The organism is Streptomyces sp. NPDC093510 (assembly GCF_040683555.1).
GTDB lineage: Bacteria > Actinomycetota > Actinomycetes > Streptomycetales > Streptomycetaceae > Streptomyces.
The window spans coordinates 367,596-388,148 of record NZ_JBFBEE010000005.1; the positions used below are offsets into that span (position 1 = coordinate 367,596).

Annotated in this window: 24 protein-coding genes and 2 pseudogenes; 17 read left to right on the forward strand and 9 right to left on the reverse strand. The window is 66.1% G+C overall.

Translation table 11 applies throughout. The features are described 5' to 3' along the window. Positions 1-131 precede the first annotated feature (131 nt). The 4 genes from AB0N81_RS10825 (at position 132) to AB0N81_RS10840 (ending at position 3,944) form a co-directional block, all read left to right on the forward strand. Positions 132-968: an alpha/beta fold hydrolase gene (locus AB0N81_RS10825; RefSeq protein ID WP_365357504.1), complete on the forward strand. Its 837-nt coding sequence runs from the start codon at positions 132-134 to the stop codon at positions 966-968. Continuing rightward, positions 949-1,755 (forward strand): hypothetical protein, encoded by an 807-nt coding sequence (locus AB0N81_RS10830; protein ID WP_365357434.1) that lies wholly within the window; start codon positions 949-951, stop codon positions 1,753-1,755. The genes AB0N81_RS10825 and AB0N81_RS10830 overlap by 20 nt, the downstream gene beginning before the upstream one ends. Before the next feature lie 8 nt (positions 1,756-1,763). Next, on the forward strand, positions 1,764-3,269 hold the full coding sequence (locus AB0N81_RS10835) for an FAD/NAD(P)-binding protein (RefSeq protein ID WP_365357435.1): 1,506 nt from the start codon (positions 1,764-1,766) through the stop codon (positions 3,267-3,269). Between the two features lie 318 nt (positions 3,270-3,587). Continuing rightward, the gene (locus AB0N81_RS10840; RefSeq protein WP_365357436.1) at positions 3,588-3,944 is read left to right on the forward strand and encodes a hypothetical protein; all 357 of its coding nucleotides are present in this window, start codon (positions 3,588-3,590) and stop codon (positions 3,942-3,944) included. A 4-nt stretch (positions 3,945-3,948) separates the two neighbouring features. Here AB0N81_RS10840 and AB0N81_RS10845 read toward each other — a convergent pair whose 3' ends face one another. Both AB0N81_RS10845 and AB0N81_RS10850 read right to left on the reverse strand, forming a co-directional pair. After that, on the reverse strand, positions 3,949-4,848 hold the full coding sequence (locus AB0N81_RS10845; RefSeq protein WP_365357437.1) for a DUF6024 family protein: 900 nt from the start codon (positions 4,846-4,848) through the stop codon (positions 3,949-3,951). Then, positions 4,848-5,375 (reverse strand): HAD hydrolase family protein, encoded by a 528-nt coding sequence (locus AB0N81_RS10850; RefSeq protein ID WP_365357438.1) that lies wholly within the window; start codon positions 5,373-5,375, stop codon positions 4,848-4,850. Before AB0N81_RS10850 ends, AB0N81_RS10845 begins: the two co-directional genes overlap by 1 nt. Positions 5,376-6,193: 818 nt before the next feature. On the opposite strand from AB0N81_RS10850, the gene AB0N81_RS10855 reads away from it, so the two are divergent. Beyond that, positions 6,194-6,793, forward strand: a complete 600-nt coding sequence (locus AB0N81_RS10855) for a hypothetical protein (protein ID WP_365357439.1) — start codon at positions 6,194-6,196, stop codon at positions 6,791-6,793. Between the two features lie 30 nt (positions 6,794-6,823). Here the strand turns inward: AB0N81_RS10855 and AB0N81_RS10860 are convergent, their stop codons facing one another. Continuing rightward, complete coding sequence (locus tag AB0N81_RS10860; RefSeq protein ID WP_365357440.1) at positions 6,824-7,120, reverse strand: hypothetical protein; 297 nt, start codon at positions 7,118-7,120, stop codon at positions 6,824-6,826. A 158-nt stretch (positions 7,121-7,278) separates the two neighbouring features. On the opposite strand from AB0N81_RS10860, the gene AB0N81_RS10865 reads away from it, so the two are divergent. The 5 genes from AB0N81_RS10865 to AB0N81_RS10885 all read left to right on the forward strand — a co-directional run bounded on the left by AB0N81_RS10865 (position 7,279) and on the right by AB0N81_RS10885 (position 10,145). Further along, the gene (locus tag AB0N81_RS10865; protein WP_365357441.1) at positions 7,279-7,683 is read left to right on the forward strand and encodes a head decoration protein; all 405 of its coding nucleotides are present in this window, start codon (positions 7,279-7,281) and stop codon (positions 7,681-7,683) included. After that, the gene (locus tag AB0N81_RS10870; protein ID WP_365357442.1) at positions 7,680-8,729 is read left to right on the forward strand and encodes a major capsid protein; all 1,050 of its coding nucleotides are present in this window, start codon (positions 7,680-7,682) and stop codon (positions 8,727-8,729) included. Before AB0N81_RS10865 ends, AB0N81_RS10870 begins: the two co-directional genes overlap by 4 nt. After that, positions 8,726-8,935: a hypothetical protein gene (locus tag AB0N81_RS10875; RefSeq protein WP_365357443.1), complete on the forward strand. Its 210-nt coding sequence runs from the start codon at positions 8,726-8,728 to the stop codon at positions 8,933-8,935. Before AB0N81_RS10870 ends, AB0N81_RS10875 begins: the two co-directional genes overlap by 4 nt. Before the next feature lie 55 nt (positions 8,936-8,990). Continuing rightward, entirely contained in the window at positions 8,991-9,311 is a 321-nt protein-coding gene (locus AB0N81_RS10880) for a hypothetical protein (RefSeq protein ID WP_365357444.1), read from the forward strand. Positions 9,312-9,500: 189 nt separating this feature from the next. Then, entirely contained in the window at positions 9,501-10,145 is a 645-nt protein-coding gene (locus AB0N81_RS10885) for an SMI1/KNR4 family protein (RefSeq protein ID WP_365357445.1), read from the forward strand. Between the two features lie 46 nt (positions 10,146-10,191). Here the strand turns inward: AB0N81_RS10885 and AB0N81_RS10890 are convergent, their stop codons facing one another. The 4 genes and pseudogenes from AB0N81_RS10890 to AB0N81_RS10905 form a co-directional block, all read right to left on the reverse strand. Continuing rightward, the gene (locus tag AB0N81_RS10890) at positions 10,192-11,970 is read right to left on the reverse strand and encodes a hypothetical protein (protein WP_365357446.1); all 1,779 of its coding nucleotides are present in this window, start codon (positions 11,968-11,970) and stop codon (positions 10,192-10,194) included. A 558-nt stretch (positions 11,971-12,528) separates the two neighbouring features. Then, a pseudogene (locus tag AB0N81_RS10895) lies at positions 12,529-13,382 on the reverse strand (IS5 family transposase). 21 nt (positions 13,383-13,403) lie between these two features. After that, positions 13,404-13,940 (reverse strand): DUF4240 domain-containing protein, encoded by a 537-nt coding sequence (locus AB0N81_RS10900; protein WP_365357447.1) that lies wholly within the window; start codon positions 13,938-13,940, stop codon positions 13,404-13,406. A 107-nt stretch (positions 13,941-14,047) separates the two neighbouring features. Then, a complete protein-coding gene (locus AB0N81_RS10905; protein ID WP_365357448.1) occupies positions 14,048-14,302 on the reverse strand; it encodes a hypothetical protein in 255 nt (84 codons plus the stop codon). 353 nt (positions 14,303-14,655) lie between these two features. On the opposite strand from AB0N81_RS10905, the gene AB0N81_RS10910 reads away from it, so the two are divergent. The 7 genes and pseudogenes from AB0N81_RS10910 to AB0N81_RS10940 all read left to right on the forward strand — a co-directional run. Continuing rightward, the gene (locus AB0N81_RS10910) at positions 14,656-14,862 is read left to right on the forward strand and encodes a hypothetical protein (protein WP_365357449.1); all 207 of its coding nucleotides are present in this window, start codon (positions 14,656-14,658) and stop codon (positions 14,860-14,862) included. A 449-nt stretch (positions 14,863-15,311) separates the two neighbouring features. Next, on the forward strand, positions 15,312-15,965 hold the full coding sequence (locus tag AB0N81_RS10915; protein ID WP_365357450.1) for a sigma-70 family RNA polymerase sigma factor: 654 nt from the start codon (positions 15,312-15,314) through the stop codon (positions 15,963-15,965). Further along, a complete protein-coding gene (locus AB0N81_RS10920; protein WP_365357451.1) occupies positions 15,949-16,614 on the forward strand; it encodes a hypothetical protein in 666 nt (221 codons plus the stop codon). The genes AB0N81_RS10915 and AB0N81_RS10920 overlap by 17 nt, the downstream gene beginning before the upstream one ends. 119 nt (positions 16,615-16,733) lie before the next feature. After that, positions 16,734-16,943, forward strand: a complete 210-nt coding sequence (locus AB0N81_RS10925) for a hypothetical protein (RefSeq protein WP_365357452.1) — start codon at positions 16,734-16,736, stop codon at positions 16,941-16,943. 413 nt (positions 16,944-17,356) lie between these two features. Beyond that, on the forward strand, positions 17,357-17,914 hold the full coding sequence (locus tag AB0N81_RS10930) for a hypothetical protein (RefSeq protein WP_365357453.1): 558 nt from the start codon (positions 17,357-17,359) through the stop codon (positions 17,912-17,914). After that, a complete protein-coding gene (locus AB0N81_RS10935) occupies positions 17,905-18,456 on the forward strand; it encodes a hypothetical protein (protein ID WP_365357454.1) in 552 nt (183 codons plus the stop codon). The genes AB0N81_RS10930 and AB0N81_RS10935 overlap by 10 nt, the downstream gene beginning before the upstream one ends. 143 nt (positions 18,457-18,599) lie before the next feature. Continuing rightward, positions 18,600-18,819, forward strand: a pseudogene (locus AB0N81_RS10940) (ATP-binding protein); the annotation flags it as partial. Positions 18,820-18,835: 16 nt separating this feature from the next. Here AB0N81_RS10940 and AB0N81_RS10945 read toward each other — a convergent pair. Further along, positions 18,836-19,402: a hypothetical protein gene (locus tag AB0N81_RS10945; protein ID WP_365357455.1), complete on the reverse strand. Its 567-nt coding sequence runs from the start codon at positions 19,400-19,402 to the stop codon at positions 18,836-18,838. Between the two features lie 271 nt (positions 19,403-19,673). Next, positions 19,674-20,402 carry a DUF4253 domain-containing protein gene (locus AB0N81_RS10950; RefSeq protein ID WP_365357456.1) on the reverse strand — a complete coding sequence of 243 codons (729 nt, stop codon included), beginning with the start codon at positions 20,400-20,402 and terminating at the stop codon, positions 19,674-19,676. Positions 20,403-20,553 lie beyond the last annotated feature (151 nt).

The window sequence follows — 20,553 nt, forward strand, 5'->3', positions numbered from 1 at the left end:
CTGGGGATTCGAGCACGTGGGCGCACGGTGGTGGCCGCCATGGTCGTCGATCCCGCATCCTGGCCCGCCTCAGGGCCAAACCGTCAACCTTTGTGTCGGAGCTGTAAGGGCGATAGGTGTTCCGGGTGCAGATGATCGGTGAGACCTCAGTGCGCCTGTTCTGCCTGCCCTACGCGGGTGGCTCCGCTCGCGTGTACCAGCGATGGAGTGATGCGGTCGGACCTCGCTTCCCTGTGTCGGCAGTCGAACTCCCGGGCCATGGAAGGCGGATCCGCGAACCGCTGCACACCTCCGCAGACAGCCTGATGGACCTGCTTCTGTCCGAGCTCACCGGACAGTTGGGCGCAGGGCCGTACGCCCTGTTCGGCCACAGCATGGGCGGCCGGCTCGCCTTCCAGCTGGCGCATGAGTGCGTCCGCCGCGGCCTGCCCCGACCCGTACAGCTCTTCCTCTCGGCAGCACGATCCCCGGCGGCGGACATGACGACGCACAGGCTGCACGATCTCCCCGACACTGAACTGCTCACCGCCCTCGGCACGTTGGGCGGCTCCCCGGCCGAAACGCTGGCGCACTCAGAACTGATGGCGGTCATGCTTCCTGTACTGCGGGCCGACCTGCGCCTGGCCGAGAGCTGGTCGTTCCGTCCGGAACACCCTCTGGACATACCCGTCTCGCTCTTCAGCGGACTGGCCGATCCTCTCGCGTCACGCACGGAAGTAGAGCGGTGGCGGGACTTCTTCTCGAGTCAGGCATGCCATCGGAGCTATCACGGTGATCACTTCTTCCCGTTCCCTGCCGCTGACAAGGCTGTTCCGATGCTCAGCGACCTCAAGGACGCACTGACCCGGGCGCTCAACGCGACATCCGGCCCCGCCGCCACCCCCATAGCCCCACGAGCGTCCCGCCGGCGGGACACCACCCGCTCGAACATTGAATTACGGGAGAGACATGAGGATTGCGTTTTCTGAACGCCCGCCTGATTATGAGAACTATATTTTCTCCTATCACGTCTGGGGATTTCTGGAAAAGGGTGAGAGTGTACGCTCCGCCTACACGCAAGGCTTCCTTCCGAGCGCATACGACCTTTCGCGCTTCTATCTTGCCAGAAGTGTCCGGGTGAACCTTGAGGATCTTTCAAAGACCGGCCGAATTCGGTATGTAGAGAGAAAGTGTTCGAGCATCGATCAGACACTTGTGACGCGGGCCGAGTTTCACCTCTCGCCGGAATGGCGAGCACTGGCGGACGGATACTTCGACGCACAGAAGACTCGCGCGGATTATCGCCGGTCGCGATTCTTCGAGATGCTCGACTCTCCCCTCGCCACCCACGTGTCGCACCTTGTCGACAGAAATACAGGGGCAGCCGTCGGGTTCGTTCCCGTATTGATTCGCGACGGCATATCCCAGTACGGGATACCCGTATACGACCCAGCGTACCGGAGAGTCGAGATAGGGAATCACCTGATGGCCGCGACGCTCTTTCGCCTCCGGGACGAAAGTGTCGATCATTGCTATCTGGGCCTGTGCTACGACACAAGAAGCCTCTACAAAACGCGATTCCCCGGGATGCAATTCTTTAATGGATCAAGGTGGTCCGGAGATCGCAATGAGCTGCATTTTCTACTCGATCACCAGGACGAGCTGAAGGAACATCATCTCCTGAATTTTCCTCCCTACGTGGATACGTATGGCGATCTTGACCCCTCCTCGCTGGAATCGCGGATGGGGCCAGACAGGGAAATCCAGTCGAGGTAAATATGGCCATGCGTATAGCGATCATTGGAGGCGGGGCAGCGGCTGTCAGCTTCATTGACAGCCTACTCAGCCGCACCGAGAAATTCACACAGGAGGTGGAACTCTGCATCTACGAAGCAGGGAATCTAGCGACCGGCCAGGCGTTCGGCCCGGACCTGGATTGCGCTCTCCTCAACCTACCGAACGGCGATCTGTCAATTCGCGCCGATAAGGACGACGATTTCCTCTGCTGGCTCGCCGCGCAGCCGACGCGATCCGGCTCGACCTACAACGGGTTGGACCTGGGAAATTCCTTTGCCCCACGCAGATTCTTCGGTCAGTACCTGGAATCGAGACTTCGCGACTGCCGCGGAACCGCGGAACAACGGGGGTGGGATGTTTCCGTCCACAGGGAAACCGTCGTGGACGTTTCGGAGGGGAGCAACGGCACTCTGCTGGTGCGGAGTGATCGCAGGACCAGGGCCTACACTCACGTGATCCTGGCCATTGGGGCCGGCAGCCCTGCCGACCCGTTCCAGTTGAAGGGTACTCCTGGTTTTCAGTGCAACCCTTACCCCTTGAGTCATGTACTCCCCCGCCTCCGTGACCCACATGCCCCCGTACTGATAGTCGGAACCGGCTTGACTGCCGTAGATGCCACGATGGGTCTGCTCCACCTGGGGCACCAAGGGCCTATCACCATGGCGTCACGGAACGGAATTCTCCCTCAGGTTCGTGCGGCGAAAGAGATCAAGCCTCTGGGTCATGTCACCGATGAGCGTGTGCAGTCTCAAGTCAGCTTGACCGGGAAACTCGAGATCAGCGCCATTCTGGAATTGCTTCAGGAAGAACTCAAGGCTGAAGGAACGGACGTGAAGACCGAGTTCTCCTGGTTCCATTCACGTGTGTCCGCTCATGATCACATTCGTCATCAACTGAAGCGCCCGAATGTGAATCCTCTTCAAACCATCCTGTCGAGGGTCTCCTTCGACTTGGGGGAAAAGATTCGCTCCTGCTTGTCGGAGGCGGCTGCCCGGGAGCTCGCCTCACATACGCAACGGATGAAAAGCCTGCAGTCCCCGATGCCAGAGAAGACAGCCTCGGCTCTGCTCGGCGCCATGGATTCGGGGCAACTATCAGTCCTTGCAGGGTTGACGGATGTCCACTTCCAGACCGGCACCTTTCTCGTACATTCCGCCGGCAAGGCGCGGAAGGTCCGCGCCGCGATCGATGCGACTCGGACCAGCCCAGGCGCGACCAACGGACGCTCCCGCCTTCTCATCTCGTCCCTCAAGGCGAATGGCTTCACAACCTGGGACAAGGCCGGTGGACTCCGCGTAGACCCGGGAACCGGTCGAGTCAGACTGCCATCCGGCGATGCTCATCCTCACCTGTACGCGATAGGTGAAATTACTGCCGGAGCCACGTACTACGCTGGTAGCTTGCCCGCTATAAACCGCGGAGCCGACGCAGTGGCAGGTACCGTTGCCCGCATGCTCTCGCTGGATAGGCAGGAGCACCCCGTAGTTCTGTAGCCAGGCACGTACATTTCGTCTCCTGGTGCGCCCACTATTAAGTCTGTCAAGTTTGCGAGCCAATTTCTCGGGGGTTCAGGCGTGCACATCGAGCAGCGGGGGACGATCATGTGCCAGGCGCGTGGATGCTCAGCGACCTCTCGCGCCCGCAGGGCAGGTATACCGGCCGGTCTTGACCGCACTCTCAGGGCGAGAACGGGCCATGTCATCGACGAATTCGCGGGGTACGAGCCGCAGACGACCCACGGTTCACAACCGCAGCCTGGAGTCATCGCCTTCCGCGATCTGGTGCTCTCTGCTTTTCCAGGAACGGGCAGCATGGGCATCCTGCGCCCCCCTGACGTAGGTGGCCGCAGTGAGCACAAGGAGGGCCGCGCCTGGGACTGGCGCGTGTGCAGCGCATGCCAGGGACGGGATGCCGCCGAACTGCTCGACTGGCTCCTGGCCTCAGACGGCCTGGGACGGCCCTGCGCCGCCGCCCGGCGTTTCGGTCTGATGTACATCATCTGGGACTCGCGGATCTGGGGTTCCTACGCGGCGTTGGACGGCTGGCGCGCCTACGAGGGCCCCAACCCGCATGCGGACCATGTGCACTTCTCGTTCAGTTGGAAGGGAGCTACGGGCACGACCTCGTGGTGGCACGAGGCCCCCGTCGTCCAGAGCCCGCTGAGGTGAGTGTTCAGGGGTGCAGGCCCGTGTGCAGCGCACGGGTGAGTGCCTCTTGGAATGCCGTCGTGTGATCGGCGGGCGGATCGTCGACGAGACCACGGCAGTGGAACGCGAACCGGGCGATGTTCTCCGCCCGGAAATGGCGCCAGCCGGAGGGGGCCAGCCGCTCGCTGACCGCGGAGCCGTCCGTGGTGGTGACGCACGCGAAGGGGGCTCCGCGCCCACGGTTCAGCAGGCGCATGCCGTGCCGCGCGCACCAGGCCCGCAGGGCGTCGTCGACATCGATCACGGCCCGGTTGAATATTCTCCCCTCCGCGTCCTGCAGCGCTTGTTCTGCGGCGCGCAGCAGGTCCAGTGACTGGGCGCCGGACTCTGCCACGCCGAACACACGATGTACGAGCTCCAACGCCGGCGGGTCGGTGCGCACGAGTGCGAGTCCTAGCCCTACTGCCAGCCCCAAGTGCTTGTGCAGGGGCGCGAGCACGACGTCGCCATGAGTGAGTGCCGCTGAGGTGAGGGTCGTGCCCAGGGATTGGGCGGCGTCGACGATCTTTATGCTGTCCCCGGCCAGCTCGTCCACGGTGCCGGCCAGTGGCGACACATGGGTCCGCAGTTCCCACTCCGCTTCCGGGCCGCCGTGAGGGAGTATTCCCGCGTAGGCCGGATAGTGCTGGTGGTCCGGACCGCATGTGCGCACGGTACGGCCGGAGGCACCCGCCGCGAAGAGCGCCGTCAGCAGGCCCGACGTGGTGTTGTGCACCAGATACGGGGTGAAGTTCGGTGCGCGCAGTTCCTGCCGCAGCCGGTCCGCGATCGAGGCGCGCAGGGACACGGCCTCGGCGAAGTGGTGTTGTGCGCGGCTGGGCAGCTGCAGTCCGGGGTGGAGGGCGGCGGCATCAAAAGCGCCCATCAGCCGACGTCCCGATCCTCGCGGGAACGGCGGGTCACGTCATGCAGCACCGCCGCGACATCTGTGTCCTCCGCACGAACCCGTCGTACGTGTCCAGCACGTTCGAGCCCGGGAAGACCACCTCCGACGACGACCGCGACGTCGGCCAGGCCCAGCATCTCCTGATCGTTCAGGTCGTTGCCGAGAAAGGCCACCGTTCGCGCGCGCGCAGCTGCCTGTCCGGCGAGCAGCGCCGAGAGGGCTGCCGCTTTCGTCGCCCCGGCGGAGGTGACGTCAACGACTCCATCCGCATGTGCGCACACCTCGACTGCCGCCCCGGCGGCTGCCCGCAACTTCTCCACGGTGGGAGCCGCCCGGGGGGCGTGGACGCTCAGCTTCACGACCCCCTCCAAGGAGGGAACTCCTGCCTTGCCCAGCTGGGTGCGGTCGGGGTAGTCTATCCACGGGAATCCCGTACCGCTCACCAGGAAGCTGTCGCCGTAGTCGAGGTAGAAATCGGCCTTCTCGGCGAGCAGGCCGTCGACCACGGCGCCCAGTGGGTCGGAGGGCAGAGGGACACGGTTGATCACGCGGTCGCGGAAGGCGCAGCGGGTCGGGCCACCAGGGCAGCATTTGGCCGACGAGCGCCGCGACTTCGCCCCAGCCGGCCTCGTACTCGATGCCCGGGTGCGCGGTGTCGGCAGCGACCAGCGCCGGCCCGCCAGAGCCCATGTCCCCGTACAGAGCGCAGACGGTGACGACGCCGTTCCTATTGCCGCTGCTGACGATGGCTGAGGCGACGTCGGTCGCGGCTTTGGAGTCGTCGCAGTGCACGAGACGGATGACGCCGAGGTCGGTCTGCCAGTCCAGCGCCGGCCCTCGCGCCGTGTCCTTGTATCCGAGCCAGCGGCCAGGAGCCGGTTCCTCGGGCAGGGGGCGCAACAGGAGGGCGCCGCGGTGGGCGAGTTCCACGGTTTGTGCCGCCCAGGAGTAGACCTCGGTGGCGTCCCACACTTCCTGGGGGGCCTGCCGGTTGAACGGGCTGTAGGGACGCTCCGTCGGCTTGGGGAACTTGTCGTACTTCCGCGCCAGCCGCCGCATCCCGAACGTGGTCACGCCCAGCAGTTGCTGCACTTCCGACTTGGTCAGATGGCTGTGGCTCACGCCCATACCGCTGCTCCTCACCGTCCCCGGGCCGATGCGGCCCCCAGGCCAGATCATGGGACAGATCAGCTGCTCGCCACCCGCAAAGTTCCGTGCCATGCCCGGTTCCCCACTGGCATTGGCCGAGAAGGCGCTGTTGCCGAGACCGGCCCCTCTGCCACTGCCGGGTGCATTTCCCGTGCCCGGTACGGTGCCGGGGAACATGGCAGCGGCCAGAGTGGGGTGGAGCGTGACGGCAGAGCCGGTTCGACGGCGCGGAGATGTGCTCGGCTTCGGCCTGGCGGTCGTGCTGTTCCTGCCCGGGGTCGCCTACCTCGGGATCACCAACGGCCGTGACTTCATCGAGAACGGCTTCTTCGCCTTCATGTACTGCCTGGCCAGCGTCGGCTTCGCGTCGGCCCCGCTGCTGGCGTGGCGCAGGAACGGCAGCTGGTACGCCGACCCGAGCTTCGGCCGGACGACGTGGTTCCCGTGGCTGTTCACGACCATGCAGGGCGTGGCCTACAGCATCCAGCGGACCGACTCCAACATCTTCTTGCTGGTCCTGGGCTGGGGAGGGTTCATCTCCGCGGGCTTCGTCGCCATGTACTACCTCGGGAACGACTTCTGGCTGAACGCGCAAGAACTCGCCGCGCACAACACGGCGAAGCCCCGGAACGTCATAGTCTCGAGGATTCGCCTGGCCCGCACTCTGTCCCCGGGCCGTCCCGGGGCCAACTCATCGGCTGAGGACGACGCCGGGGCCTGGCAGTCGGTGTCCCGCCCTCTACCTGTCGGCCTCGTCTTCGGGCCTACGCGATGACCGCCGCTTGCGGTGAGGTGAGAACGCGCCTCACAGATCGAGAACCGCGCGCAGCGCCTGGTCTACCCGCGCCATTGTTTCGGCGGGCACTACCCCGACGCGGGTCGCGTCCGTGAAGCGTGTCGCGTGCAGTTGCTGGAGGTTCACGGCAACCGCGGTGCACGGCATCGGGTCGCCGATCACCACGCTCATCGCCGTGTCGGGGTAGCGCCCGCTCGGATGCAGCACGATCGCGAGTACCGCCTTGAACGACGTTTCCAGACCGTCCAGGGAGACGATCAGGACGCCGCGTCCATCGGCCAGAGTCCAGACCTCACCCCGCCTCACAGAGCGTCGCCCTCGCCCGCCAGGTCCTCACCCAGACCCAGCGAGGCGAGCTGCCGCGCGGCATCCAGTGTGGCCTGGCGGCGAGCCGCCCGGACGATGTACGCGTTCAGGGACAGGCCCGCGGCCTCGGCACCGGCGCGGATCGAGGGATCCAGATCGTGACGGTCACCGCCGACCGGGACTGGCTCGCCTCCCGCCACGGCACCGACTCCACCGAGACCATCACCCTCGACCTGGCCAAGCTCACCAAGAACGTCCACTACGTCGAGCCGACCGCAGCCCAGCCGCACGGTTTCATCCGCTCCGGTGTCCCCGTCGGCCGCATCACCGCCTCCGGCCTGTACGGGGCCTACGATCCCGCAGCCGATGACGGCCGCGAAGTCCTCACCGGCCTCGTGTATGCGGAGGCGCCCTTCACCCCCGGCGTGACGAAGGTGCCCGCGGCACTGCTCTGGCACGGCACCGCCCACGCCACGAAGATCCCCGGCGGCCTCGACCCGGCCAAGATCACCCCTAACCCGGCCAGGGCGCAGATCCGCTTCCTCGGGGCGGTGAGCGCGTGAGCGTCGCCGACCTCCTGAACAACGTCTCCGTCACCGACCTGACGGTCTACGCGCGCACCATCCCCAGCCCGGACGACTTCCTGCTCACGCAGAAGGTGTTCCCCGAGGCCCGGGTGCACGACGTGAAGTGGCGCGTGCGGCAGAACAAGCGGCGCGTGAACGCCGCCTCCTACCGTGCCTACGACACCAGCGTGCCGTTCGCGAAGCGGCAGGCCACCTCGACGCAGACCGAGGGCACCCTGCCCGCGCTGGGCCAGAAGCTCCTCGTCGGCGAGATGGAGCAGCTGCTCCTGGACGCTGCCCGCGGCGCCGACGAAGACCGGCTCGTGGAACTGCTCTACGACGACGTGCAGCGGCACGTCGAAGCGATCCGCTCTCGCCTCGAACTCGCCGCCGGTGACGTGCTGCTGGACGGCAAGTTCAGCCTGGCCGGGGAGAACGGCCTCACGGTCGAAGCCGACTACGGAGTGCCGGCCGCGAACATGCCGACCGCGCCGAAGCCGTGGTCGGACCCGACCTCGGACCCGATCGCGGATGAGCTGCGGTGGATCGACTACCTCGACGCCATCGGCGCCCCCGCCCCGGAGATGGTGCTCACTTCACGTAAGGCGTGGTCGCATCTGGCGGGCACCCAGTCCTACCGGGCGGCGTACTACGGCACCCCGGCCGGAGGCCAGACTCCGACGGCCACGCTGAACCCGCAGCAGATCAACTCAGTGCGCGGCAACTACGGCCTTCCGCCCGTCACGTTCTACAAGGCTCAGGTGTGGCAGGACGACGTGTCCAAGCGCGTGCTGCCGGAAGACCGGTGGATCATGCTGCCCCCGGACCGTGCGAAGTGGGGCCAGACCCAGTACGGCACCACCACCGAGTCCCTCGCCCTCTCCCGTGGCACCACCCCACAGATCGAGCGGGAGGACGCGCCGGGCATCATCATCACCCGCGATGTCGAGGACGACCCGGTGCAGATCTGGACCAAGGGCGCAGCCGCCGCGATGCCGGTGCTGTACTCGCCGGACTGCCACATCACCGCCACCGTCCTGTGAGCGCCGCCGTGAAGTCCCTCGGCGTGCTCGCCGCGACGGTCCACATCCTCGATCCCGCCGAGCGGGTCCCGGCCGTGCTCCTGGCCGGGACCGAAGTGACGGATCCGGCCGTGGCTGAGCAGATCACCAACCCGAAGTGCTGGCACATCCCGCCCGGGCCGGCAGGTGAGTCCGGCAAGACGATCCGGAAGCCGAAGTCCGCCTAACCTCGCGTGGTGGGGAGCCCCGGCTCCCCACCACGCCCCTTCCCTGGAGCGCACCGTGACCGGTGAGGTTCTGCACTGGCTACAAGCCCTGCTCGGCAGCGACACCCCGCCCGAAGAGCTGGCCAGCCGCTACGAACGACTCGGCACCGCCCGGGCCGTGGCCTTCGAGGTCCTGCAGGAGCGCATCACGCAGCTCCTCGCTGACCCGCTCAAGGTCACCGTCAACGGCATCGCCACCGTCGACAACACCAACAACCTCACAGCCCTAGAACGGCGTCTAGTCCAGCTGGAAGCCGGTATCGCGCCCGACGATCCTGCTGCCGCAGCCCCGGCCATCGTGTCCGTGATCGCGCTGCGCGCCCGCACTCGAAGGTAGCCATGCACCGGGCACCCGGCCCGAAGCCAGCAGTGGGATCGTCCGAGCCTGGTCTTCTTCGTCCTCCCCTTTCGGCTTGCCGCCCTTTGGGTGTGCCTTGATGGCCAATCCGTATCTGGTCACATCGAGCACAGTGGAGCACGGCCGAACCTTGCGTCCATGTGAGCAGTTGGCAGTAGCGTGTTGGGTATGGATGGTCATACGGCACGCGAGCAGAGCATTGAGTGGCGTCAGATAGAGGACGCCTGGCAGCGTATTGAGTCCTGGCTTGAGCGGAACGCTCCGGCGACATTCGCGAGCCTGCTGCCCGGCGCTTCCGAGGCGGAGCTCGACGAACTGCAGGAGTCTTTGGGTGTGCGTCTGCCCATGGGGCTGAGGGCGTTGTGGAGTCGTCGGGCAGGTGCGGGACCGGATCCAATCCCTCAGTTCATGCCGGAGGAGTGTGTACTGATGTCGTTCGAGGACGTCCGCTCCGTCTATCAGGGAAAGATGCGGCTGCGTCAGCAAGATCTAAACGCGCAGCAGCGGACGGGGAGTACAGAAGAGATCACGGTGTGGCGGCCCTCCTGGATCCCCTTCGCTGCGAAGGACTCAGATGCTCTGTCTGGTCTGTGTGTGGACGCTGAGACCGGCAGGATCTGGTACTGGGGTGAGTATGCGGAGCGCAGTATCCAGTTCGAGTCGCTGACGGGCTACTTGGAGGAGATGGCTGACGTCCTGGAAATTCCGGAGCTCGTAGCACAGGCAAGGGTTGGCCTGATGAACGGGTTCTTGGTGTGGGGGGTGCCGGTGGATGCTGCCGAGCGAGCGGCATGGGAGCCGTTGGCTGAGTGAGAAGTGTGGGGTGAGCGTACGTACTCACCCCACACGTCACGAGGATCTAGCTGATCTTCTTCCACGCGCAGGTGCTGCTGGTGGTGGTGCAGTGTTCGAAGCCAGGGTTACTGAGGTAGAAGGCGTCCTTGTCGAGCATGCGCCAGGCAGGGGCCGGGAACAGGTGGAAGGCCCCCTCGTTTTGAACCTTGGGGATCGTGGCGCGGCCGCACTTCTCGGCGTTGGAGGGGCCGTTCTTGTCCTCGCGTGTGTCGGCGAAAAGACCGAAGGAGCTCCCCGAGGGGTTGGCGTAGAGCTGTGCGCACTTGTCTCCTGAGGAGACCTGGTACTTGTTGCCGGCGTCGGGGTAGCCACCGCTCTCGTGGGCCGAGGCCATAGCGAACTCATCGCAGGTCGGCGACCCTATCGAAGCGTGCATGGGATGTTTTGGCCACGCGGTCGGGCAGACCACTTTTCGACTGTCGCCACTGGTCCACTTGTTGCCGTCCGCGTTGGTCTTGGTGGTGTCCGGGCCGAGGTAGTGCATGGGCGTGTCGCCGGTACCGGGCTTTCCGGTCATGCGCTGCTGCATGAACCAGTAGTAGGCGCCGGCTGCCGGGTAGAGGTTGGTGTCCATCGTGTAGGTCGGGGTGTAGTACGGAAGTACACAGCCGGGTGTGGGGCTGCTCTTGCTGAGATCGTCGCAGCGAACCTTGAGTTCTTTACCGCTGGTGCCGAAGTTGGCGCGCGCGGCGAGGTCAAGATCGACGTCGACAGCGCCAACCATGTCCCACGTCAGGCCGATGGTCTCCTTACCGGTGCCGGTCCACTTTGTGGTGGTGCTGGCAACCTGCGTCTGGCCGACCTCGCTGTCCAGCCAGTAGCCCCTCTCGGGCTCCCCCGTCTTGTAGTCCTTCCATGCCACCGGGGTACTGGTGCAGTGGTCGCAGACCGTTCCTGCGTTCCAGGTGAGGCGGACGCCAAGAAGCTGCGGGTCGATGGAGGTGGGGGTGACGAACAGCTGCTGGTCGAACTCCGCGAAGTCGCTGCCGCCGGACGTCTTGTTCGGGTAAGCCTTCAGCCGCTGCTGGAAGTTGAACGTCGCCACACCGAAGGGGGGCTTGTCCGGCTCTCCGCCGGAAGTGAAGATCAAGTCGGCGCTGCCGACATTATTCAGGCAGCCGTCGGTGCGGTTGATGTAGTCGTGGCCCGACGGCTTGTCGGAGCACCACGGCACGAGGTCCGGAACCTCTGCTCTGGGGGAGAGCAGAGACTTCTGCTTCTCAGATGCCGGGTGGAACTTGAGGCACACCTGGCGGCCTTGCGCGTCGGCCTTTGAACAGTTCGTTCCCCCGGCCTTGCGGATCGCCAACGCGCCGGGGTCGCTGCGGAAGATCTCTTGTGTCTTCTGGGCCACCGGGTCGATGTTTGAACTCGCCTGCGGGGCAGGGAAGGTCGCGTAGGGCGCGATGCGGAACTTGGCCCATGGGGACCACTTGGTCTCATACAGAGAGCCGTCGTACGCGGACGTGTGGAAGGTGTAGGTGACGCCCGGCTTCAGCTTGCCGGCGGGAACGGTGACCTCGGCCGTACTGCCGGAAGATACATACGGGGAGACGAGGACTCCGTCCTCATTGCCGGGGAACTTGACTTGATCCTTCGCCTTGCCGTCGGCGTCAGTCGTGAAGACTTCGAACGTCTCGGTGCTCTTGTCGCCGTCCGCGTCGGTCACAGTGTTGCGGAGGACCGTCTCTGGGCTGGTGACGTTCCACACGCCGTTGGTCTGCTTGAACTCCGGTCCGGCCTTTGGAGTCTTGCCGGATTCTGGCCTGTCGCCTCCAGGCACGGCGCGGGACTCGGGGCCTGCTGCGGGGCGACTGGAAGGTGCCGCATTGGGGTCGATTCTTCCCTCGGCTCCGGCGGCGAGTGCCGGACTGGAACCGAGTAGGAGAGCGAGGGCGGCGCCTATGGCTGCCCTTCGTACTAAATTCGATATTTGTCTGTGCCTCAACCCATGTCTCCTCACGTGTAGGCGAGTTGTGCGGGCCCTCGCCGTGAGCCGTTCTATGCGAGTTGAGGCGCTGGAGCAATGCCACCAAGTGGCTAATGCACCTATTGATGCCGTGTGTTAAATGTGAGAGGCGTCACGGTTGTATGCAGTTCTGTGACCTTGCCGTGGAGATTTAGCACCAACGCGTGCCGTTTCCGTTGCACAGTATGCAATGCAACTTTACTGGGCACCGCGGCAGTTGAACCCGAGCCAAATCGCCATGCTCTGGGTAGGGCAGCAGCCCGCACTGGCTCTGCAGGTCAAAAGCAAATGACGCGAGCGCATCTGTACAGAACCGTTCGCGCACCGCGACGCATTCAAGCCAACTCTAGCCTCCACTGCTCCTAAAAGGTGCTAACAAAGCCGTTGGACGTGGCGGTGGGTGATCAGGCAGACGGCGAGGCCGAGGAAGGCTTCATGGATGTCGTCGCGTCGTTCCCAGCGGATGCGCAGGCGGCGAAAGCCGTGGAGCCAGGCGATGGTGCGCTCGACAACGTAGCGGAAAATGCCCAGGCCAGTGCCGTGTGGCTCGCCTCTCTTCGCGATCACGGGGCGGATTCCGCGCCGCCAGAGCAGGCGACGGTACTTGTCGTGGTCGTAGCCGCGGTCGGCCAGCAGCGCGTCGGGGCGCCGACGCGGTCTGCCGACCCGGCCCGCGACGGCGGGAATCTTGTCGAGCAACGGCTCGAGTTGAATGACGTCGTTGCGGTTTCCGCCGGTCAGCGACACCGCGAGCGGGATGCCCTGGCCGTCGACGACGAGGTGGTGTTTACTGCCCGGCCGTGCGCGGTCGACCGGGCTGGGCCCGCTTTGGGGCCCCGTCGGACGGCCCGCACGTGCGAGGAGTCGATCACCGCCCGCTCCCAGTCCAGCCGGTCCTTCGACCGCAGCTCGTTCAGCAGCAACTGGTGAAGCTGGTCCCAGACGCCGGCCTCGTTCCAGGCCGCAAGGCGCCGCCAGCAGGTCATGCCCGAGCCGAAGCCGAGCTCCTGGGGCAGGTACTCCCACTGGATGCCGGTGTGCAGAACGAACAGGATCCCGCACAGGGCCTGCCGGTCCGGCACCCGCGGTCTGCCCTCGACCAGCTTCGGACCCGGCTTCGGCAGCAACGGCTCGACCAGCGCCCACAGTTCGTCCGACACGATCCACGGCCGCGATTCACGGTTTCCCATACCCAGACCTACGAGACAGCAGGCCGAGAGTCTCATGATCAGCAGCTTTAGAGCCTTTTACCCCAGATAGAGAGCTGCCAAGCGGGGCAGTCGGCGAGTCATTTCGTCGTGGTCGTCGAAATCGAAGTTCCAGGTGGGGTCCAGCTCCCGGTAGCGGAGAGTGGATGGGCTCGCGGGGAGTTGATGACCGGTCGCCGAGATGTGTGCGTCCCAGGCGATGCCCAGCATGTCCTCACCCTCCAGGTCGACACCGTCGGCTGCGGAGGCTCGAACGATGGGCAGTTCCGCCAGGGCATCGGGATCAGTGACTACGCGCTCGAAGACGTGACGGCCCTGAGCGATCAGCCAGCCGCGGAAGTAGTCGAAGCCGTCGTCAGAGCACCCACCGTTGGCGATATAGGCAGCGGCCCACAGGGGATTGGTGTAGGAGTCGACCATCAGCTCCCACAAAACCTGCTCTGCTGCGACGATCTCCTCGACCGGCCGGGAGGCCAGCAGCGAGGTCGCCTCGCGAGCGACCGCTTCGCCGTCGTTCGGGTTGGACGCCTGATTGCGGGCTGCCTCAATGAGCTGCCAGAACTGCTGCTTGTTCATGGAGGCAGAGCCTGCCACCTGGTACTGACATCGGGCCGGTCGCGGCCCGGCCGACCCTGTGAGCGCCTCCATCGCGGCCTCCACCAATGCCGCCCCGCGAGGCCATGTCACTCGTAGATGCGGCCCGCCATGACCATCTGGGCCACCAAGTTCCAGCTTGGACTGTCCGGTACGGGCTCGCCCCGGTTGGCGCACCCCTGAGGCATGGCTTGCAACCAGGCGCCCCAGGCCTCCAGGAAGTCTGCCAGTGTCACGTTCTCCCAGGCCGACTCATTGTCAGAGAGGTCTGCAACAGCTTCATGGAGAAACCTGGCCAGGGCCTCTCGACTGTCCACATCCTGCGCCATCTCGAAGAGGTCCAACTACCTTCCCCTGACCGAGGGACACACGCGATCTGTGCCTTGAGGGGACTCAAGCGCATTGCTCTCTTGAAGCACCGGCTCGCCTCTTCCCTTGCCGTCGCGCCCCCACCCTCGTGGCAGGGGCCTGGGCGCCACGTCTATCCATCCGCAGCCCCTGTGCGCAAACCGTTTTCGATCACCATCTCACTGTCGGCGAGGTAGCTGAAGAGGGAGGGCGGGTCGTCCAGAAGGCGAGGACGCAGCGCAGAGTTGAGCGTCAGCAGCGGCCGGGCGGTGACGCGAGTGCGCTGAAGCCGCAGCAGCCGTGCCTGGACGTGCTCCTGCCGGGCTGCCGGACGGCAAGAGCGGCCGCGATGCCGGACGAGGCCCATGAGGAGGCGCTCGCGCTCATCCACTCCGTGGCCGACGAGCGCGAGCGTGGCGCCGGGCCGATGACAGCGGCCGACGCCGTACTGCGGGGACGGTGCTGGATCGTCTACGCAGCACTCGGCGGCCTGCTTGCGGTCTCGTTGTGCGTACGGGCCTGTTGCAGGCACCCCGCCAGGTTGGTGTGCACGTGATCGCCTGTGCGGTTCTTCATTGATCTTCCGTGCGTGTCGGCCAGCTGGCGCGGCATGCTGCGCGGGCTTGAGAGTCGTCACTCCTGCCCTCTTGGTCGCGCAGTATGAGCGTTCGGTGTGTGGGTTGTGTGTGACCGCTGTCCGACTTGGGGCAACTTCCGTGTGATGCACGCCACTTGCTGGCTAGAACCCTTCACGCACTGATAAACGGCCGTTCACCTCGGCTGCTCACTGCGCCTTTCTGGACTGATGTACACCCTTCGTAAACACGTTCCGCAGTGGAACATGATCACGCCGTCACATTTTTCCGGGTCGCGTTGAGTGAGCGGCCCCGATTCTCGACAAGGTGGTCGTAGAGCCGCCCGGCTCACTGGTGAGCGCCCCGGTGGGACACGCGTGCACCAACTTCCGTACGTACAGGGACGTGTGATGACCACTGTGAGACTCGCGTGAGCAATGACGATCACGCGCTGACGGATGCGTTCGGGGTGCCGCTCCAGCGCCGTTCCGACCCGCCCGCTGCGCCTCGCAGCAAGCTGCCGATCGACTTCGAGGGCTTCTTCCTGGCCCAGCAGGAGTTTTTCCACGCGTTCGCCGAGCTCCATCTCGGCCACCGCAGCGCCGCCGAACTGGTGGTGCATGACGTGTTCTTGGAGATACTGGCGACGTGGGACGAGCTGCTGTCCGAGGCTGACCTCGAGCAGCGCGCAATGGCGGTCCTGAGCCGTCACGTGCGTGAGCGCCTGGAGACGGAGAAGCGGCCGCCGGCGTTCGTCATCAACGCCCCGATATCGCGCAACCTGGCCGCGGTCCGCGCCGAGATGGAGCTCGCGCCGAGCAACGCCGGGCTGTATGAGGCGATGCTGGAGCTGCCGACGCGCCAGTACAACGTGATCGTGTTGCGGTACGTCCTGAACTATCCGGTGACGCGCATCGCCCGCTTCATGGGGCTGGATCCGCGGACCGTGGACTACCACATCCGCAAGGGCCGCGAACGCCTGCGTGTCCTGCTGAACCTGCCCGTCGAGCAGGACCGCCGTAAGAAGGCCGCCCGGGCCAAGAACGCCAAGGAGAAGAGGGGGAACGATGAAGACGCTCGATGATGTGCTGGCCGACGCCGCCATGCCGGTGCGCACGCCCAGCAGGTTCGACGTCGGCGCGGCGCTCAGGAAACTGGCCGCCGACGCCGGCCGGGACAAGGCCAAGTCCACCCTGGACACCCGCCGCGCGGCTCAGGCCGGGCAGCGTCTGACGGTGATCGCCCGGTGGATGCTCAACGCCCCGCACGCCGCCCATCACGTCGACCGGCTCGCCCAAGGTGAACCGGACGTGCCGGTCGAAGAGGACAACCTCGACGTCGAGGGGGCCGCCGTGTTCGCTTCGCTCCTTCACCTGACCGGACAGCACCCCGAATCCGCACAGTTCTGGTGGCAGCTGGCCGCGGGTGCCGGCCACCGCGCCTCCGCGTACTGCCTCCATCTTCACCACACCTCTCTGGGCGAGCAGCGCGAAGCCGCCCACTGGCTGCACCAGGTGCTCTACGACCTCGGAGACAGACTCGACGACGGCTTCTTCGACACGGTCGAGGCGATCGCCCGCTACGTCTATCCCCGCCCCGACAGCGCCGCGCCGCTCACCGGTGGTCTGGAGATGGAAGTCGACCGCCTCGCCGACGACGGCGCCCCCTGCATGATCGTGCCCCGCCCGGACCGGCGCCTGGCCCAGGCTCTGCGCGAGCACACCCGCGGCTGACCCGGACAGCAGCAAGGAGCCCCATCACGCGCCCCCGGTTTCCTAGGCCAACGGGACGCAGGGCTCCTCGCATCGCACGACATCCCCCACCAACTCCCAAGCAGCGAAGGACATCCATCATGCAGACTAGCCCCTGGCGCCGCGCTGTACACCACGTCCGTGACACCGCCGCCCTTGCCGGCCGCGCGCTCGCCCGCCGCGCCCGCCGCCTCCGCGGCTGGGCTCGGGCCCGTCGCCGTACCGCACTCAGCCAGCTGCTGCGCGGTATCTGCTTCGGCAGCGGCAGCGGGCTGATCACCCTCATCGTCTTCTGGCTCACCCACCGCTGACACGCCCCGCCCCGGACCGACGCATCCCCGGGCCCGCGAAGACGGCAGTTCCCGTACTCGGCGGGTCAAAGTCCCGCTAGGTCCGGTAGCCACCCCAGGCACCCCACGTACGCCCCAAGGTGCTTGAGCAGCCCCTATGCACCAGCCCGAACAGCCGAAGAACAAGCCTTCTTCGGCCTCCCCCGGCAGTGCCGGTCAGGTTTGACCTCATCTGGGTGAGGGAGCGCTCGCCTGCAGCGCATCACCGAGCCGGGGCGGGCACGCTACGAACGGTCTTCCAGCTCGTCCCCCCTTTTTCCGAACGGAGCGCCGTGCGTCCTCGGTCCCGCCCCGCTGCCAGTGCCCGGCCGCGACCAGGCAGTGCTACCCGTCCTGTGCACGACGTAGGGCATCTTCGGCGCAGGCCGGGCCTCGTGCTGCTGATGGGGACGCTGCTTGCTCTGTCTGTGGTCACGGTGCCTTCCGCATCGGCCCATGCGGCGGCCGCGGCGCAGTGCATGAACGGCCAGCGGGATTCACGGGGCCGCTCCTCCGTGGACAGCGGCGAGATCGCGTGGGAAGACGAGTCCGTGTTCGACGATGCGCGCGCCCACGCCCACAGGGTGTGGTCGCGGCGCGGCCTCGATCGGGTGAAGTTCCCCGCTGATGACGCCGGCAGGATCGCTGATCTGGAATGGTCGGATGTGTCCCGGACGCGGCCGCCGTGGAAAGGGGTTCTGGGGCGCTGGAAGGGGATGCGCGGCACTGACCTCCTGCTCTTGAACAAGGCTTACCTCGGGGCGGGTAAGCGGTATGGGGACCGCGCATCGCGGCGCATGATCGCTGCGCACGAGCTGGGGCACGCCCTGGGGTTCTGTCACAAGAACCCGGCCCGCTACCGCTCGTTGATGGCTCCGCACACGTTCGACATGCCCTCCAACGGCGCCCCCACCGCACGGGACCGCAAGAACTACCGTGCCCTGTGGGGCTGAAAGGCAGCCTCATGAGCTCGTTTCGTCGCCGACTGGCGCTCGCTGCGGCCGGAGTGGCGGTCGTCGCCGGAGCCGTGCTGGGGGTGTACCGCCTCACCGATGCGGCAGATGCGACCAGCGCGGGCGAGGCGGTGACCCTGTACGACGAGCAAGATGCCAGACAGGTCGCCGGAACCGCGGAAGACGTCTTCGCCGGCAAAGTCGTGAACCGTGACGGGCAGCGCGACATTGACGGCATCCTCTCCGACCTCTACCAGGTGCGGGTCGAGCAAAGCTTCAAGGGCGGCCTGCACGGCACGGTCACCGTCAGCAACGAGCAGGGAGCCACGTCGCTGTCGCCCGGTGCCTCCTACGTCTTCGCCACGGGCCGAGTACCCGGCCAACGCACCCACGCCGTTCTTCTGGAAACCACACCGGCTTCCTACACGAGTCTCACCGCTCCACTCGGGCCGCGCGCCGCCGGCGAGGAAGCAGCGAATCGGACGGTGGCCGAGTACTGGACGTGGGCCGTTGCCCACGAACGTGACGTCGTCTCTGGCTGATCCTCATGCAGGGGTCACCACCGCGGTCCTCGCGGTAGCCCGGGGCGGTCGACCGCCAGGGCCTGTGTGGGGGTCGTTCGTGGCTGTGGCGGTTCCTGAAGTCCGCGAGAGCGGCCCGCAGGTAGGCTCATCCGCTCTGCGTGCTCGAACTCGACCGGCGGGGTGCCGAGATGCTCTTCCGGGTGTTGACCGAAAGGGAGGAAGAGAACAGTGTGGCCATCGCTTCGAGCGAATCGTTCGGAGGCTGGACCAAGACCTTCAGTGACCCCGGCTCTGCGCTGCCGTCGACCGCCTCACCTTCAACGGCACCGAGTCCATCGCCTCGCCCACACCAGGGCTCAGCAGCAGCTCAAGGCTGTCTGAACCGGATCCGTGGGCGTCAGCCGTTCGGGGCCTCGAACGTATTCACCGCAGTCCGGAAGGTTCCCTGACCGGGCTGAGCAGGGTTGATCAGCACCACGAAGTCCGGAAGGGCCCCCGGAACGGGGTGCCCGACCGCGTCCTGGCTGTCGGCTTCGGCCTGCCAGTCGATCAAGTGGACGACCGCGGCATGGCGGCCCTCGGGCACTGAGTGTTCGATCACGCCGTCCGAGGCGTCCGCGCTGACGTCTTCGATGCCACCCACGAGCGCGCGACCACGGGAGACGAAGAGGTAGGGCTGGGAAGCGACCAGCTGATGGGCTGTCTCCCGATCGGTCAACGCAGCCGGTGCGGCCGCGGTACCCGACCGGACCAGAACAGCGAACGAGCCGTCTGCGCCGACATTGAGCGGAACCAGAGCACCGGCCTGGATATGACGGACGATGTCCTCGTCCTCCAGGAGCTCGTCCTCCCACGTGTCGTAATCGACGACCGTCTCGAACCTCTGCGGATCCCACAAGACGAGCATTCCGGCGTCCGTGACGACCGTCGCGGGGACCTCGTCAAGGGGCTGCTGAGCAGTCACTTGATCCTCCGGTCATTTCGCTGGCCGCACTCGAACCAGTTGATTCTCCCAGCAAAGGACAGCGACCTATCCGGCGGGCCGCATTACGCGGAGACCCGGGTCCGCTTCAGGCCGCCACCGGCCCTGGATCCGCCCCTTGCCGGGGCCGGTTCCAACCGCCCGGCCGGGGCCGACTCAAACGTCATGGCCAGCACGGGCCGCAAGGGCGATGTCCGCCCACAGCGGCAGGTCGACGCCCCAACCGTCGGCGCGGCCACTCATGCCGTTCGGGTCAGTCCCACCAGAAGTCCCAGCTGTTCATGCCGACGATGCGTTCGGCGTAGGCGGCCAGGGTGTAGGGAGGGGAGCCCTGCCAGACGTTGTCCGGGCAGAAGGCGAAGTGCTCGGCGGCGACCAGGAGGGCGTCCCCGGTCCCCATCGGCGGTGCCGCGACGCTGAGGTGGAGGGTGTCGCAGCCGACGGCTACGACGCGGGCCCCAAAGCGGTGCTCCCAGTCGCGTACGACGGCGGAGAACTTGGCGGTGTCGTTGTCGTAATTGGCGGGCCCTGCCCAGCCGAGAGTGGTGAGGGCGTGTGCACCGCAGGCAGCAGCGACGAGCCCGAGACGTGCCTGAGGATGTTGTTCGGTGAAGACCCGTGCATACTGAGCGGCCATCTCATCAGAGCCGGTCACGGGCTCGTGGCAGAGAACTGGACTTGGCCAGGTCTGCCCGAACGGTGCGGTGACAGCGGCACGTTGGTCCGGCGTGAGCAGGTCATCGTCCTCGCCGGTCTTCGTGTATGCGCTCCACCATTGCGCCAGGAGACCAGCCGGGGCGTGCGCGTGGGGTGACGACATGCGCTCGGGAAACAGCTCGCCGGACGCCCAGGGCCTGCACTCGTTGCCTTGGCCGTGGGCATCGAGAAGGAGTGGCCACAGGCCCGAGGTGCCGTGTTCGGCCAGCAGACGGGCCCACAGCTCGCCGGAGGCCGGGGTGTCGCTCAGCCATAGTGGCTGCACAGCGCCATCGCCTTCGTCGGATGTGATCATCCGGCCTTGCGGGAGCGGGACAGCCAGTGAGGCAAGGAGGTCAGGGGCCACAAGCGGATGCTAGTTCGAGGGTCTGACAGCCCGGAGGTCCGATCGCTGCGCTGGTCGCGTCTCGGTAGTC